Genomic DNA, 13,589 nt, shown 5'->3' on the forward strand with positions numbered 1-13,589 from the left:
TTACATGAAACAGTTAAAAATTGCGGCGAATGCAGCGGTTGCCACCCGTTTAATCACAACGCGCGAGATTGTCGCGTTGAGTCAGACCGACTTCACTGATGTGGCGGCGGTCGTGGTTTCTATTGAGGAAGCCCGTAGCGGCATTCTGTCGATATTGCAGCACACCGGTTTTAATATTCCGGCGTTTGTCGAAGAGCCTGATGAAGATAAAGAATTAGATGTGCTGCCTGCGGGCAGCGAATGGCTGATTCTCGATGACGAAGGCGAGCACGCGAACGTGCTGGAACGTGCGGCGAAAGCCTATCAGGATGCGTTACTGCCACCGTTTTTCGATACGCTGACCAAGTACGTCAACATGAAAAACACGACGTTTGCCTGCCCGGGGCATCAGGGCGGTCAGTTCTTCCGCAAGCACCCAGCGGGGCGTCAGTTTTTTGAGTTTTACGGCGAGAACGTGTTTCGTTCGGACATCTGTAACGCTGACGTCAAACTGGGTGATTTGCTGATCCATGAAGGAGCAGCGAAGAAGGCGCAGAAGCACGCTGCGCGCGTGTTTAACGCCGATAAAACCTATTTCGTGTTGAACGGCACCTCTTCTGCGAACAAAGTAGTGACGAACGCGCTGCTGGCGCGTGGCGATCTGGTGCTGTTTGACCGTAACAACCATAAATCTAACCATCACGGTGCGCTGATTCAGGCGGGTGCGACGCCGGTCTATCTGGAAACCGTGCGCAATCCGTTTGGCTTTATCGGTGGCGTGGATGCGCACTGTTTTGATGAAGCCTACCTGCGCAAGCTGATTGCGGAAGTCGCGCCGGAACGCGCCAACGAGCCGCGCCCGTTCCGTCTGGCCGTCATCCAGCTCGGCACCTATGACGGCACGATTTATAACGCGCGTCAGGTGGTCGATAGCATCGGGCACCTGTGTGACTACATTCTGTTTGACTCCGCCTGGGTCGGCTACGAGCAGTTTATCCCGATGATGGAGCAGTGCTCGCCGCTGTTGCTGGATCTGAATGAGAACGATCCGGGCATTTTCGTGACTCAGTCGGTGCATAAGCAGCAGGCGGGCTTCTCCCAGACCTCGCAGATCCACAAAAAAGATACGCACATCAAAGGCCAGCGTCGTTTCTGCAACCATAAGCAGCTGAATAACGCCTTTATGTTGCACGCTTCGACCAGCCCGTTTTACCCGCTGTTCGCCGCGCTAGACGTCAATGCCAAAATGCACGAAGGGGCAAGCGGGCGTCGTATGTGGATGGACTGCGTGAAGCTGGGCATTGAGGCGCGTAAGCAGCTGTTGACTCGCTGTTCGCTCATCAAACCGTTCGTGCCTGTGACGGTGGGCGGTGTGCTCTGGCAGGATCATGATACGGAGACGATCGCGCAGGACGTGCGCTTCTTCAACTTTGAGCCGGGCGAGAAATGGCACGCGTTTGAAGGGTACGCGGAGGATCAATACTTTATCGATCCTTGCAAGTTACTGCTGACGACGCCGGGTATTGATGCGATTAGCGGCGATTATACCGAATTTGGTATTCCGGCGACGATTCTCGCCAACTATCTGCGCGAGCACGGTATCATCCCTGAAAAATGCGACATGAACTCGATTCTATTTCTGTTAACGCCAGCGGAAGACGGCGCAAAAATGCAGGAACTGGTGAATGCGTTGGTGCATTTCGAAACACTGATCGCCCGTGATGCGCCGCTGAGTGAAGTGCTGCCCAGCCTGTATCAGAAATACAAAGAGCGTTATCGTGGTTACCGACTGCGTTGGCTGTGTCAGGAAATGCATGATTTTTACGCTCAGCACAACGTGAAAGATCTGCAAAAAGCGATGTTCCGTAAAACCGAGTTCCCGTCAGTGGTGATGCTGCCACAAGATGCTAATAGAGAATTTGTGCGCGGAAATATCGAACTGATTCCTATCGACGAAGCGGAAGGGCGTATCGCGGCGGAAGGCGCGTTGCCATACCCACCGGGTGTGCTGTGTGTGGTGCCGGGTGAAACCTGGGGCGGGGCGGTACAGCGCTATTTTCTGGCGCTGGAAGCGGGAATTAACCTGCTGCCCGGCTTCTCCCCGGAATTGCAGGGGGTCTATAGCGTCGCGGAAGACGATGGCAGCAAGCGCCTGTACGGTTACGTGATCGAAGAGTAATTACGGATAGCGGTAAGCCAAGAAACCCAGGCTCGGAAACGAACCTGGGTTTTTTCTGCCCTAAGATGTTGGTCTCTTAACGCAAATCAGATTCCTGCTGATTGGCGAGTTTCACCGCTTCACGCTGCTTTTTCAGCCCGCGCCAGCCGATAATCAACAGGATCGCCAGCACTGGAACCGTCGCAATCGTCCAGGTGCCGTTCGGGTAATCAAACGCCATCAATCCCAGCACGCTAACCAGAAAAGCCAGCGTCAGCCATGATGTCACGGGCGCACCGGGCATTCTGAACGCCACCGGTTTGGCTTTCCCCTGACGAATCGCTTTACGCAACTGCATTTGACACAGAATGATGAACGCCCAAGAGCAGATAATGCCGAGCGAGGCGATATTCAGGACGATCTCGAACACCTGCGATGGCACCACGTAGTTCAGCACCACGCCGATGATGTGAATGCCGACCGTCACCAAAATGCCGGTATAGGGCACGGACTGGCCGCTCATTTTCGACAGAAAAGCGGGCGCCGAACCACCCAGCGACAGTGAGCGCAGAATGCGTCCCGTCGAGTACAGACCAGAGTTCAGGCTGGACAGTGCGGCGGACAGCACCACGATATTCATGATCGTCCCGATATAAGGAACGCCGAGCTTGCTGAAGAAGGTCACGAACGGGCTTTGTCCGGCCTGATACGCATTCCACGGCAGCAAGCAGACCAACAGCGCGACCGAGCCGACGTAGAACAGGCCGATACGCCAGATGACGCTGTTGACCGCTTTCGGCAGCACCTGCTCTGGGTTTTTACACTCGCCTGCCGTCGTCCCGATGATCTCGATACCGGCAAAGGCAAATATCACACCCTGAACCAGCACCAGCGCAGGCAGAATGCCGTGTGGGAACAGGCCGCCGTTGTCGGTAATCAGGTGCAGGCCGGGCGTGTTGCCGTCCAGCGGGCTGCCTGTGCCGAGATAGACCGTGCCGACCACCAGAAAAATGGCGATAGCCGCGACCTTAATCAGCGCAAACCAGAACTCCATTTCGGCAAACCACTTCACGCCGATCAGGTTCATCAGCGTGACGATGGATAGCGCACTCAGTGCAAACAGCCACTGTGGTACATCGGCAAAGGTGCCCCAGTAGTGCATGTAGAGCGCGACGGCGGTGATGTCGACAATTCCGGTCATCGCCCAGTTGAGAAAGTACATCCAGCCTGCGACGTAGGAGGCTTTTTCACCCAGAAACTCACGCGAGTACGACACGAAGCTACCGCTAGTGGGGCGGTGGACAATCAATTCGCCCAGCGCGCGCAAGATGAAAAAAGAGAAGATGCCGCAAACCAGATAAACCAGCGCCAGGGCTGGCCCTGCCATTTGCAGACGAGCCCCCGCGCCAAGAAACAGACCGGTGCCGATGGAACCGCCAATTGCGATCATCTGTACGTGGCGGTTGCCGAGACTTTGGTGATAACCCTTTTCGTGGAGACGCTGCTGAGCAGCATGATGCTCGCTATTGGTTGAGGAATGTTGTGTCATTTACTCGGTGTTTTCCTGTCTGTCACGCATCTCTTGGCGACGCGTTTTCTATTATTATTTAAAATTCAAATGATTACGTTTTTGTCTGCGACGTTTTTTTTATGATGCGTTGAGCGCGGTAAGCCGCATGGCAGAAAACAACGGCAGCGATGCTACCTTTTCCTGTGTTCTGTGGCAAAAAATGGATAGCAGGAAAGTGTGTCAGAGCATGATGGCGTGGGGATCGCGGTGTGTCAGGCGGGGAACACCCTTCACCGCTCCGGTTATGTGATAAATACCGGAGCGGGATGAAGTGCAAAATGTGATGGGTTACACGCCGATATCTGCGCGCGTCGGCCCCTGAAAATGGATGGCGTTGATATGGCAACTGCGCGGCTGGATGAGCACGAAACGCATGGTTTCCCATATCGAGCGAGCGTTCAGCAGATGCTCGCCCATTTTTTCCCCGCTAACGGGGTTGTCATCAAAGCCGGTGACCTCAAAATCTGGCGGATAAAACCCCGTCACGCGAATGTTTTCCTGCGCGACATGATGCGCCAGATTCTGGCTAAAACCGCTCATGCCGTGCTTGGCAGCGAAGAACGCGGGATGGGCGATAGAATCGTGGAACTGCGGGAGGCCGCAGACGGAAACCATCGCCAGAATATCGGCACCTTGTGAACGACGTAAGCTCGGCAACAGTGCTTTGGTGAGCAGAATGGAACCAGTCAGGCCGGAGTTGATGGTGCTGACGATGTCCGCATCGGTGTCTTCTTCTCCCAATCCGCCTTCTAGCCATTGTGCAGCGTTGAGAACCAGAATATCGACGGGCGCGCTGTCTTCGAGCAACTGTGCGGAAAAGGCTTTAACCGAATCAGGACTGGCAATATCGCACTGATACGCACGCGCTGTACCCCCCTCCTGATGAATGATGTCGACACTGGCCTGTGCATCGGCCAGTTTGCGGGCGCAAAGATCGACTTTCACCCCTTCGCGAGCCAGCCAGACGGATACCGCTTGTCCAAAGTCGCGGCCACCGCCGGTGACAATCGCACGCTTACTTTTCAGCATCATATATTCCCTTGGCAAAGAATGCGCTTCCGTTGCTGCGTATCCGGCGACAGAGCGGGACGCAGCATAAATGTGTTCGTTAGGTTTTCTGCGAATCGGCCTGTGCGGCGTCTTCTTCCGCCTGTCGTAAAATCGCTTTGGCGACCCACTGCGTGACATCCTGAATGCCGTCTTCTTCCAGGTGCCAGATATCTTTCAGCACCAGAAAAACCTCCGAACCATAAATAAGCGATAAGGCATAAATCACCCGCTGTTGCGCTTCCGGCGTGATTTTTCCTTCCAGTGGTTCGGTGGCAATCTTGAGCAGGCGTTTACGATTGCCGCGCGTCAGCGTATCCGTATGCAGGCGATTGGAGCGGCGATCGGCCCATTGTTGAAGTGAAAGATGTAACGCTGCACGTAACGCACCTTCATGCTCCAGCATTCTTGGGTAAGCAAAGTGCAGCAGTTCAGACACGCGTTCACTGGCGTCTGGCTGTGTCGGGTGCCACGCCAGAATCGGACCAAGGCTTTCGCCGACAACCGCTGAGACTAATGCACTTTGCGTCGGAAAATAACGATAGGCTGTCGCACGTGAAAGTTGAGCCGCAGCAGCAACATCCGTAATGGAAGGGAATATGCCTTGATCGAACATATTCATGGCGGTATCAATTAATAAACGACGGGTTTTCGCCCGTGTTGATGTCAGTTTTTCATCCCGTTCAATCACATAGACCTCATTGAATTTTCGAGCCGGACGCTATCGGGCAGCACGGCGTTGTCGCCTGAACTATAGCAAATTGCGTGATTCTTGTGCCACGTCAAGCTTTCTTACTGTTAATGTAATGCCATACATAACATTTTGAGACTTTTATCTCATTTGGGTATTTAATGGTTTGTCTTTCTGATACTCAAGTCTCAATATGGCGGCGAATTAATCTGGTCTGTTTTTGGTTTTTTATAATTGTCATTTATATCAATATGTTAATTGTTTCGCTAACGGTGGGAGGGATACCAAGTGGGAAGTGAAGTTGGCAGCGTTTATATTGCAAGTACCGCTGATACTAAAGGAAAAGAACAGATTTACGTCCGCGATCTGATTGCCGCTACAGGCTTAAAAACGGTCACGATCGATCTGTCAACGACACCGCCGTCAACGGATTCACAGGTGTCAGATGTGACAGATATCAGCGCAGCAACGGTGGCATCGTACCATCCGCAGGGCGTATCGGCGGTGTTTTGCCATGACAGAGGACAGGCGATTAGCGCTATGGCCGTTGCGTTTGAGCACTTCATGCTGTCCCGCGAGGATATTGCTGGGGTACTTGGTCTTGGCGGCTCTGGCGGAACGGCACTGATTACGCCCGCGATGCAGGCGTTACCGATTGGTATGCCGAAGCTGATGGTGTCGACGATGGCCTCTGGCGACATTTCTGGTTACATCGGTGCCAGTGATATCAGCATGATGTATTCCGTTACCGATGTGGCGGGCCTGAACCGCATTTCTCGTCAGGTTCTCGGCAACGCCGCGCACCAGATTGCCGGTGCCGTGAAGTTTCATATTCAGGAGCATCATGACGATAAGCCTGCGATTGGCCTGACCATGTTTGGGGTTACTACGCCGTGCATTCAGGAAGCCAGCGCATTGCTGGAAGCGGAGTTTGACTGTCTGGTCTTTCACGCGACGGGCAGCGGTGGGAAAGCGATGGAAAAGCTGGTGGACAGCCATTTGCTCTCTGGCGTGCTCGATCTCACCACGACAGAAGTGTGCGATTTACTGTTTGATGGCGTGCTGGCCTGCGGGCCGGAACGGTTTGATGCGATAGCCAAGACGCAGGTGCCTTACGTGGCGTCCTGCGGTGCGCTGGACATGGTGAATTTTGGCGCGCCCGCCAGCGTACCCGAGAAATACGCCCACCGCCTGTTCTACAACCACAACGCGCAGGTCACCCTGATGCGTACCACGATAGACGAAAATATCGCGATGGCGCGCTGGATTGGGGAGAAGCTCAACCGCTGTGAAGGCGACGTGCGCTTCCTGATCCCAGAAGGCGGTTTCTCCGCGCTGGATGCGCCGGATCAGGCATTCTGGCACCCAGAAGCACGTGACGCGTTTATCAGCACGTTGGAGAGCATTGTTCAGCAAACGGCAAGACGACAGATTATTCGTCTGCCTTTCCATATTAACGATCCTTTATTTGCCCATGCCGCAGTCGATGCGTTTCGGGCGTTAGTGAAATAAGAAGGGAGAAGCATAATGTCAGGCATGAATCGCCAGGAACTGCTGGCAAAATTCCGCGACATGATCGCGCGCCGCGAGCCGATTATCGGTGGTGGAGCGGGAACGGGGCTTTCTGCAAAGTGTGAAGAAGCGGGCGGCATCGATCTGATCGTGATCTACAACTCCGGGCGCTATCGCATGGCAGGGAGGGGGTCGCTGGCTGGCCTGTTGGCTTACGGCAACGCGAATGAGATCGTCGTGGATATGGCGAAAGAAGTGCTGCCGGTTGTGAAGCACACGCCCGTGCTGGCGGGCGTAAACGGGACCGATCCTTTCTGTCAGTTTGATAAATTTCTGGATGACCTGAAAGCGCTGGGTTTCTCTGGCGTGCAGAACTTCCCAACCGTTGGGCTGATTGACGGTAATTTCCGCGCCAACCTGGAAGAAACCGGAATGGGGTACGCGCTGGAAGTGGACATGATTCGTCTGGCACACGAAAAAGACATGCTGACCACGCCTTATGTGTTCAGTGCGGCAGATGCGGTCGCGATGACGAAAGCAGGAGCGGATATTATTGTGCCGCACATGGGGTTAACCACCGGCGGCAACATTGGTGCGGAAACCGCGCTTAATCTGGCGGATTGCGTTCCGTTGATTAATCACTGGGCACATGAGGCGAAAGCCATCCGTAAGGATGTGATTGTGCTGTGCCACGGCGGACCGATTTCAACACCGCATGACGCACAGTTCATTATGGATCACTGCCCGCAGTGCGATGGTTTTTACGGTGCCAGCTCTATGGAGCGGCTGCCGACAGAAACCGCATTAACGGCTACTACACAGCAATTCAAAAAAATTAAGCGTTAACAGACTTTTTTGGCTCTATATCTGCCGGTGTCCTAAAAAGTAGGAGAAAGGCAGGTAAATTTTGCGCCAATATCAGGGAATGCGGCCAGCACATGCTGGCCGTAGTTTTTTGTGTCCTAAAGAGAGGTACTAAATAGCGTTTTAGGTCGCATAGGGAAGAAAGCCATTGTTATAACTGCTATTTTTCACGGTACAGAAACTTCGGAGAAATAGGTATGACATGGCGCATCACGATAGGATTGATAACGAATTTACTACTCAGCTTTGCCGTTATGGCGGATGTTGGCATTGGGTTTCAACAAATAACGCTGGCTGATGAGGCCAATAATAGGCCGCTGGACGTTGCCGTATTTTATCCGGTTTCAACATCACAACAGACTGCGATAATCGGTGAGAACCCTGTATTTCCCGGTATCGCCGTAAGCAAAAATGCCGTGCCTGAATCCGGTGAATATCCCTTGATTGTGGTTTCACATGGCTATGGCGGGAGCTGGTTTAATCAACTCTGGCTGGCACAGGCGTTGGTCAAGCAAGGCTATATTGTTGCCGCGCCCAATCACCCAGGAACGACCACTAAAGATATGCGGGTTGAGAAGGCTCAGGAGTTATGGCTACGGCCCAACGATATTAGCCGCGTTATTACCGCTTTACTCGCTGCTCCAGAAAAAACGGGGCGTGTTGATGCGCAGCGTATTGCCGCTGTTGGCCATTCGCTGGGGGGATGGACGGTATTAGAGTTAGCGGGCGGGCGTTTTAGCACGCAACAATTTGAGCGTGATTGTCTGACGCATGTTGGGCTGGCGTCCTGCAAAGCCTATGAAAAGATGCATATCGCAAAGAATGCGTCATTACGTGCGCAGCTTGATAAGCCATTGGCGGATCCGCGTGTCAGTGCGGTGGTATCGCTGGATATGGGGCTGGCGCGAGGGTTTATCGCAGAGAGTCTTGCGGCAATACACATTCCCGTTTTGATCCTTGCGGCTGGGTATCCTAATGAGGAACTGCCTGCCGAGCTGGAATCTCACGATTTGGCGCAGAAGCTGCCACCAGCGCATTCAGCCTATAAGGAAATTGCCGATGCGACGCATTTTAGCTTCATGCAGCTTTGTAAACCGGGTGCCATTGATATCATTAATGCCGAGAACCCAGGGGATGGCATGATTTGTCTCGATGGCGGCGCACGTTCGCGTGAGCAGATTCAGCAGGGCGTTGTGAAGGACATTAGCGATTTTCTTCAGGCGGCGTGGCGGAAGCCGTAGCCTGTGCCCGAAGTGGGTGCTGACTACGCCAGACGCTGGGGCTCATCCCCGTGAGTCGCAAAAACTCGCGGTTGAAGTTTGATTTAGTCTGAAACCCACTTTCCAGCATGATATCCGTGATTCGTGCATCCGTTTGGCTGAGGAGGCGCTTGGCCTCCTCAATTCGGTATTCGTTCATCACCTGCGAGAAATTACGACCGTGCACGCGGTTGATGGTTTCGGACAGGCGTCTTAGCGGTATTCCCATGCGTCGGCTCAGGCGCTGAAGCGTCATGCTGGGGTCGGTGTATAACGCATGCGTGCGTATGAAATCATCTAACGTTTTCGCCAGTTGGTGTTCATCATCGGTAGCAGGCAGCGCTTCCGGCTTCTGGTCATGTGTAACGCTAAGCTCAGCCTGCGGGTGTTGTGCAGCGTGCGTGACGATAAGCAGGGTCAATATCGCCAGCATGATGATGTGGAATACGGCGATGATGGTCGCCGCGCTATTGCCGCTGTAGAACGCGATATCCAGTGCGATGACGATATCGATAGCGCCGGAGATAAGCACATACAGCCCGGCGATAAACGGTGCGCTTTTCCACAGGGGAGAGGGCGTTTGACGATGACGATCGCTGTAAATCAGCATTGCCCCATAGCCGAAGTAAACACTCACCAGCATCAGATCGATGAGTGGAACGGTTGTTCTGCTTTGGACGGCACTTGCGCCAAGGATGAGTAAGGGCGGTAACAGATGCCAGAGAGATCGTCGACGGTTGCGGGTTACGTCCTCAGATGCCTTTTCTCCATAGGGGAAAAGACACAACCATAACAGCGGTGGAATCGATGCGGCAATGGCGGGTTGGATAAATGAGGGTAAGGCAACATGGCCGCCCCAGCGTAACGCTACCACTGTCAGAGCAAGACAGCTCACGCCGATGAGTATCGCCTCTGCTTTGGTATTGCGCTTTTTAGTCTCTTTATTTTGAATAGCCAGAAACTGGATGCGAAAAAACAAAATAACCAGCAGAAGTGCGGTAATAAACGGTAAAGGAATCGCGGTCATTGTGTTTATCAACAACGTTATTGTAGATATCTGGTCTGATGAAACCGCGCTACCGGAGTAAACTCGGTAGCGCGGCGTTCTGTGGTGCGCATGAATTAGCGGCGGTAATTTTTCTGTGCCGTGTTCACTTTGTACAAATAGCGGCGTGATTCGCCAGACGGATGCTTCGTCGTCAGCGTTTGGTAGACATCGCCCGGTGACATGTTGTTGATAATGCCCACGGCGCGATCGCGATCGCTGGAGAAGACGCGCAACACGCTGCCTGCGCCACCGTTATACGCGGTGATGACGGCGTAGCGTTTCGACGTCGGGTTTTCAATACCTGCCAGATAGCTGTTCTTCAGAATCGACAGGTAGGCGGTACCTGCATCAATGTTTTGTTCTGGATCGAACAGATAGCTGCGGCTCGGCTGTCCCCATTTCCCTTTCATCTTGAAGACGTCGCGTCCTGCGCTGTGCTGCACCACCTGCATCAGACCCAGTGCATCGGAACGGCTGACGGCGTAAGGGTTGAAGCTGGATTCTGTCTGCATAATCGCCAGAATCAGCGACTCTTCAATGCCGTAACGCTCGGAGGCTTTACGCACCAGCGGCAGGTATTTGTGCGCACGTTTATCCAGATGGTTAGGGACGAGCTGCATCGTGACCGACCAGATCACATGCAGGCCGGAGGTGCGTTTTTGCAGACGGTTCTGGAGCAAATAATCTGCAAAGCTGGCGGCACGGCCTTCCCAGCGGATCGGCTGTCCAGTGTTATCCAGCACCTGTCCGTACAGCAGCGGTTCGCGGCTGATTTGAATATCGTTAGCGTCGGAGTACAGATCGGTGTTGCTGGCGTCATCGCCCATCAGCAGGGTGGTGATAATCGCCTGGCGCAGGCTGGCAACGGAGTTGGTTGCCGAAATGGTTTCGATAGTGATTGAACCGGCATCAAAGTTGATGTGGCTACGCGTCTGGTATTGATCGGTGTATTTGACGTAGTCTTTTGGGCCAGCGATCAGAACTTCATTCATCCCCCAGATATTTTCGATGTTGTGGGCAAATTGCCCCATCAAAATATCGAAGGCGTTGGTATCCTTGAGAAACTCTTCTTTGTCGGCATTCCCTTTGTTTCCCGAACAGGAAACCAGCAGTGGTGCAATCACCAGCAGCGCTAACATTTTCTTCATATAACAAGCCGTGTCGGAATGGGGACGTAAGCGGGCCCGAAAGCCCGCAATCTCAGTGGCTCGGAGGCGTGTAGCCTTCGATGTGTACGTCCTTCCCTTCAAACAGGAACTTGATCATTTCCTGTTCCAGCAGCTTACGGTCGTCAACATTCATCATGCTGAGTTTTTTCTCGTTGATCAGCATGGTTTGCTTGGTTTGCCATTGCGCCCAGGCTTCTTTAGAGATTTCGTTATAGATGCGCTTGCCCAGATCGCCGGGATAGAGCTGGAAATCCTGCCCTTCGGCGTCGCGTTGTAAAAAAGTACAAAAAATCGTTCTGCTCATGCTTCTTCCTCATCAATTGCGCAGGCATTCAAACGTGTTGACTGCGGGTGAGCCAACTCCCTCAGCAGGCGTTCTACTGGGGCGGCCAGTCCGACAGACGGCGGCTGCGCTAAGTTATACCAGAGACCTGCATCGTCATCCATGCAGGACCTGTTTTGTGAGCGATCGGTCTGCGATACGTCCAGCCAGAGCGGAACGATATCCAGATGAAAATGGCTGAATGTGTGGCGGAACGCGACAAGCTGTTGCAATCCATCAGGATTCAGACCACGTTGTTGCAGCCAGAGTTCCAATTCCCGACGTTCGCTGAACTGCGGGAAGCAAAATAGCCCGCCCCACAGGCCCACGGCGGGGCGCTGTTGCAGCCAGACTTGAGAACCCTGTTGCATCAGCAGGAACCAGCCAGTTTTTTCTGGCAGCGTCTGCTTCGGTTTCTTGCCGGGGTATTGCGCCCAGCTGTGGTTGGCGTAGGCAATGCAGCCGGTGCTCAGCGGGCACAGCTCGCACTTGGGGCGGCTGCGGGTGCAGACTATCGCACCGAGATCCATCATCGCCTGATTAAACTGGCTGACGCCTTCGGCTGGCGTAACGCCTTCACTCCGTGCCCACAGTTTCTTTTCGACCTCTTTCTTGCCCGGCCAGCCGTCAACGGCGTAGCAGCGTGCCAGCACGCGCTTCACATTACCGTCGAGAATCGGGTAATGCTGGCCAAGAGCGAGCGACAGCACCGCGCCTGCGGTGGAACGCCCGACGCCCGGCAACGCCGCGACTTCATCAAAGGTGGTGGGGAATTCGCCGCCGTGACGTGACACAATAGTCTGTGCCGCTTTGTGTAGATTACGCGCACGGGCGTAGTAGCCCAGCCCGGTCCACAAGTGGAGCACTTCATCCAGCGGTGCTGCCGCCAGTGCACTGACGTTCGGAAAGCGTTCCATAAAGCGTTGGAAATAGGGGATAACCGTGGTGACCTGCGTTTGTTGCAACATCACTTCGGATAGCCATACTTTATAGGGAGTTTTCTCAAGCTGCCACGGCAGGGTTTTGCGGCCATAGCGTTGGTACCAGTCCAGCACCTGATGGGCGAACTGTTGCGCTTGCATCATAAAATGGAGTCACTATCCGGCAGGTAAAAAGTTTGATAGCGATTCCAGCACAGAGTGAATGTGCTGTAAACCGGAACTTTCCGAGGCAGTGGGCTTGCTAAACCACGGTATCCTTGCATAATGCGCGTTTCATTAACGAAATCGGACAGCAAGTAAGCACTCTTTATGATTAACAACGTCATTTCACCGGAATTTGATGAAAATGGGCGCCCGATGCGTCGTATCCGCAGTTTTGTCCGCCGTCAGGGGCGCTTGACCAACGGGCAACAGCTGGCGTTGGATAACTACTGGCCGGTGATGGGCGTGGAATATCAGACCGAGCTGGTCGATTTTAACGCGCTATTTGGCCGTGACGCCCCCGTGGTGCTGGAGATCGGTTTTGGGATGGGCGCCTCGCTGGTGACGATGGCCGCACAGCATCCTGAGCAGAATTTCCTCGGTATTGAAGTTCACCTGCCGGGCGTGGGCGCGTGTCTCGCGTCTGCACAGGAAGCGGGAATCAGCAATTTGCGCGTGATGTGTCACGATGCGATCGAAGTGCTGATGAATATGATCCCGGATGGCTCACTGTCTATGGTTCAACTCTTCTTCCCCGATCCGTGGCACAAAGCCCGCCATAATAAACGCCGTATCGTCCAGGTGCCTTTCGTCCAACTGGTACAGAGTAAACTGAAAGTCGGCGGCGTGTTCCACATGGCAACAGACTGGGAACCTTATGCGCAACATATGCTCGAAGTGATGACCTCTGTCACCGAGTACCGTAATCTTTCCAATAATAATGAGTACGTTGAGCGGCCGGAGTCCCGTCCGCTGACGAAATTTGAAGCACGCGGCCAGCGTTTGGGGCATGGCGTGTGGGATCTGATGTTTGAGAGGATAAAATAA

At 53.8% G+C, this 13,589-nt stretch carries 12 protein-coding genes; 5 read left to right on the forward strand and 7 right to left on the reverse strand.

What is annotated here, in order from left to right; genetic code table 11:
• The first annotated feature begins 4 nt into the window (after positions 1-4).
• The gene (locus tag EO763_RS05230) at positions 5-2,158 is read left to right on the forward strand and encodes an ornithine decarboxylase (RefSeq protein ID WP_161528314.1); all 2,154 of its coding nucleotides are present in this window, start codon (positions 5-7) and stop codon (positions 2,156-2,158) included.
• A 76-nt stretch (positions 2,159-2,234) separates the two neighbouring features.
• On the opposite strand, the gene ansP is transcribed toward EO763_RS05230, so the two are convergent.
• From ansP to EO763_RS05245, 3 genes are all read right to left on the reverse strand, one after another.
• Positions 2,235-3,686: an L-asparagine permease gene (ansP, locus tag EO763_RS05235; RefSeq protein ID WP_103157921.1), complete on the reverse strand. Its 1,452-nt coding sequence runs from the start codon at positions 3,684-3,686 to the stop codon at positions 2,235-2,237.
• A gap of 309 nt (positions 3,687-3,995) precedes the next feature.
• Positions 3,996-4,736, reverse strand: coding sequence for an SDR family oxidoreductase (locus tag EO763_RS05240; protein WP_161530341.1), 741 nt, complete (start codon positions 4,734-4,736; stop codon positions 3,996-3,998).
• A 79-nt stretch (positions 4,737-4,815) separates the two neighbouring features.
• Positions 4,816-5,445 carry a TetR/AcrR family transcriptional regulator gene (locus EO763_RS05245; protein WP_039490327.1) on the reverse strand — a complete coding sequence of 210 codons (630 nt, stop codon included), beginning with the start codon at positions 5,443-5,445 and terminating at the stop codon, positions 4,816-4,818.
• Positions 5,446-5,733: 288 nt separating this feature from the next.
• Here EO763_RS05245 and EO763_RS05250 point away from each other — a divergent pair, with 288 nt between their 5' ends.
• The 3 genes from EO763_RS05250 (at position 5,734) to EO763_RS05260 (ending at position 9,062) form a co-directional block, all read left to right on the forward strand.
• Positions 5,734-6,957: a Tm-1-like ATP-binding domain-containing protein gene (locus EO763_RS05250; RefSeq protein WP_161528315.1), complete on the forward strand. Its 1,224-nt coding sequence runs from the start codon at positions 5,734-5,736 to the stop codon at positions 6,955-6,957.
• A 15-nt stretch (positions 6,958-6,972) separates the two neighbouring features.
• The gene (locus tag EO763_RS05255; RefSeq protein ID WP_161528316.1) at positions 6,973-7,803 is read left to right on the forward strand and encodes a phosphoenolpyruvate hydrolase family protein; all 831 of its coding nucleotides are present in this window, start codon (positions 6,973-6,975) and stop codon (positions 7,801-7,803) included.
• Between the two features lie 215 nt (positions 7,804-8,018).
• Entirely contained in the window at positions 8,019-9,062 is a 1,044-nt protein-coding gene (locus tag EO763_RS05260; RefSeq protein WP_161528317.1) for an alpha/beta hydrolase family protein, read from the forward strand.
• On the opposite strand, the gene EO763_RS05265 is transcribed toward EO763_RS05260, so the two are convergent.
• From EO763_RS05265 to mutY, 4 genes are all read right to left on the reverse strand, one after another.
• Positions 9,025-10,107, reverse strand: coding sequence for a helix-turn-helix domain-containing protein (locus EO763_RS05265; protein ID WP_161528318.1), 1,083 nt, complete (start codon positions 10,105-10,107; stop codon positions 9,025-9,027). The two genes, EO763_RS05260 and EO763_RS05265, sit on opposite strands and share 38 nt — an antisense overlap.
• A gap of 95 nt (positions 10,108-10,202) precedes the next feature.
• On the reverse strand, positions 10,203-11,276 hold the full coding sequence (gene mltC / locus EO763_RS05270) for a membrane-bound lytic murein transglycosylase MltC (RefSeq protein WP_161528319.1): 1,074 nt from the start codon (positions 11,274-11,276) through the stop codon (positions 10,203-10,205).
• Between the two features lie 52 nt (positions 11,277-11,328).
• On the reverse strand, positions 11,329-11,601 hold the full coding sequence (locus EO763_RS05275; protein WP_005975842.1) for an oxidative damage protection protein: 273 nt from the start codon (positions 11,599-11,601) through the stop codon (positions 11,329-11,331).
• Complete coding sequence (gene mutY / locus EO763_RS05280; protein WP_161528320.1) at positions 11,598-12,704, reverse strand: A/G-specific adenine glycosylase; 1,107 nt, start codon at positions 12,702-12,704, stop codon at positions 11,598-11,600. Before mutY ends, EO763_RS05275 begins: the two co-directional genes overlap by 4 nt.
• Before the next feature lie 165 nt (positions 12,705-12,869).
• On the opposite strand from mutY, the gene trmB reads away from it, so the two are divergent.
• Positions 12,870-13,589 carry a tRNA (guanosine(46)-N7)-methyltransferase TrmB gene (gene trmB, locus EO763_RS05285; RefSeq protein ID WP_161528321.1) on the forward strand — a complete coding sequence of 240 codons (720 nt, stop codon included), beginning with the start codon at positions 12,870-12,872 and terminating at the stop codon, positions 13,587-13,589.

The sequence above is a fragment of the Pectobacterium odoriferum genome (assembly GCF_009931295.1).
In the GTDB taxonomy this organism is placed as follows: domain Bacteria; phylum Pseudomonadota; class Gammaproteobacteria; order Enterobacterales; family Enterobacteriaceae; genus Pectobacterium; species Pectobacterium odoriferum.

Bases quoted from the DNA above. Each gene is read 5' to 3' on its own strand.
- EO763_RS05230 (WP_161528314.1), top strand. From the start codon at position 5: ATGAAACAGTTAAAAATTGCGGCGAATGCAGCGGTTGCCACCCGTTTA.
- ansP (WP_103157921.1), bottom strand. From the start codon at position 3,686: ATGACACAACATTCCTCAACCAATAGCGAGCATCATGCTGCTCAGCAG.
- EO763_RS05240 (WP_161530341.1), bottom strand. From the start codon at position 4,736: ATGCTGAAAAGTAAGCGTGCGATTGTCACCGGCGGTGGCCGCGACTTT.
- EO763_RS05255 (WP_161528316.1), top strand. From the start codon at position 6,973: ATGTCAGGCATGAATCGCCAGGAACTGCTGGCAAAATTCCGCGACATG.
- EO763_RS05260 (WP_161528317.1), top strand. From the start codon at position 8,019: ATGACATGGCGCATCACGATAGGATTGATAACGAATTTACTACTCAGC.
- EO763_RS05265 (WP_161528318.1), bottom strand. From the start codon at position 10,107: ATGACCGCGATTCCTTTACCGTTTATTACCGCACTTCTGCTGGTTATT.
- mltC (WP_161528319.1), bottom strand. From the start codon at position 11,276: ATGAAGAAAATGTTAGCGCTGCTGGTGATTGCACCACTGCTGGTTTCC.
- EO763_RS05275 (WP_005975842.1), bottom strand. From the start codon at position 11,601: ATGAGCAGAACGATTTTTTGTACTTTTTTACAACGCGACGCCGAAGGG.
- mutY (WP_161528320.1), bottom strand. From the start codon at position 12,704: ATGATGCAAGCGCAACAGTTCGCCCATCAGGTGCTGGACTGGTACCAA.
- trmB (WP_161528321.1), top strand. From the start codon at position 12,870: ATGATTAACAACGTCATTTCACCGGAATTTGATGAAAATGGGCGCCCG.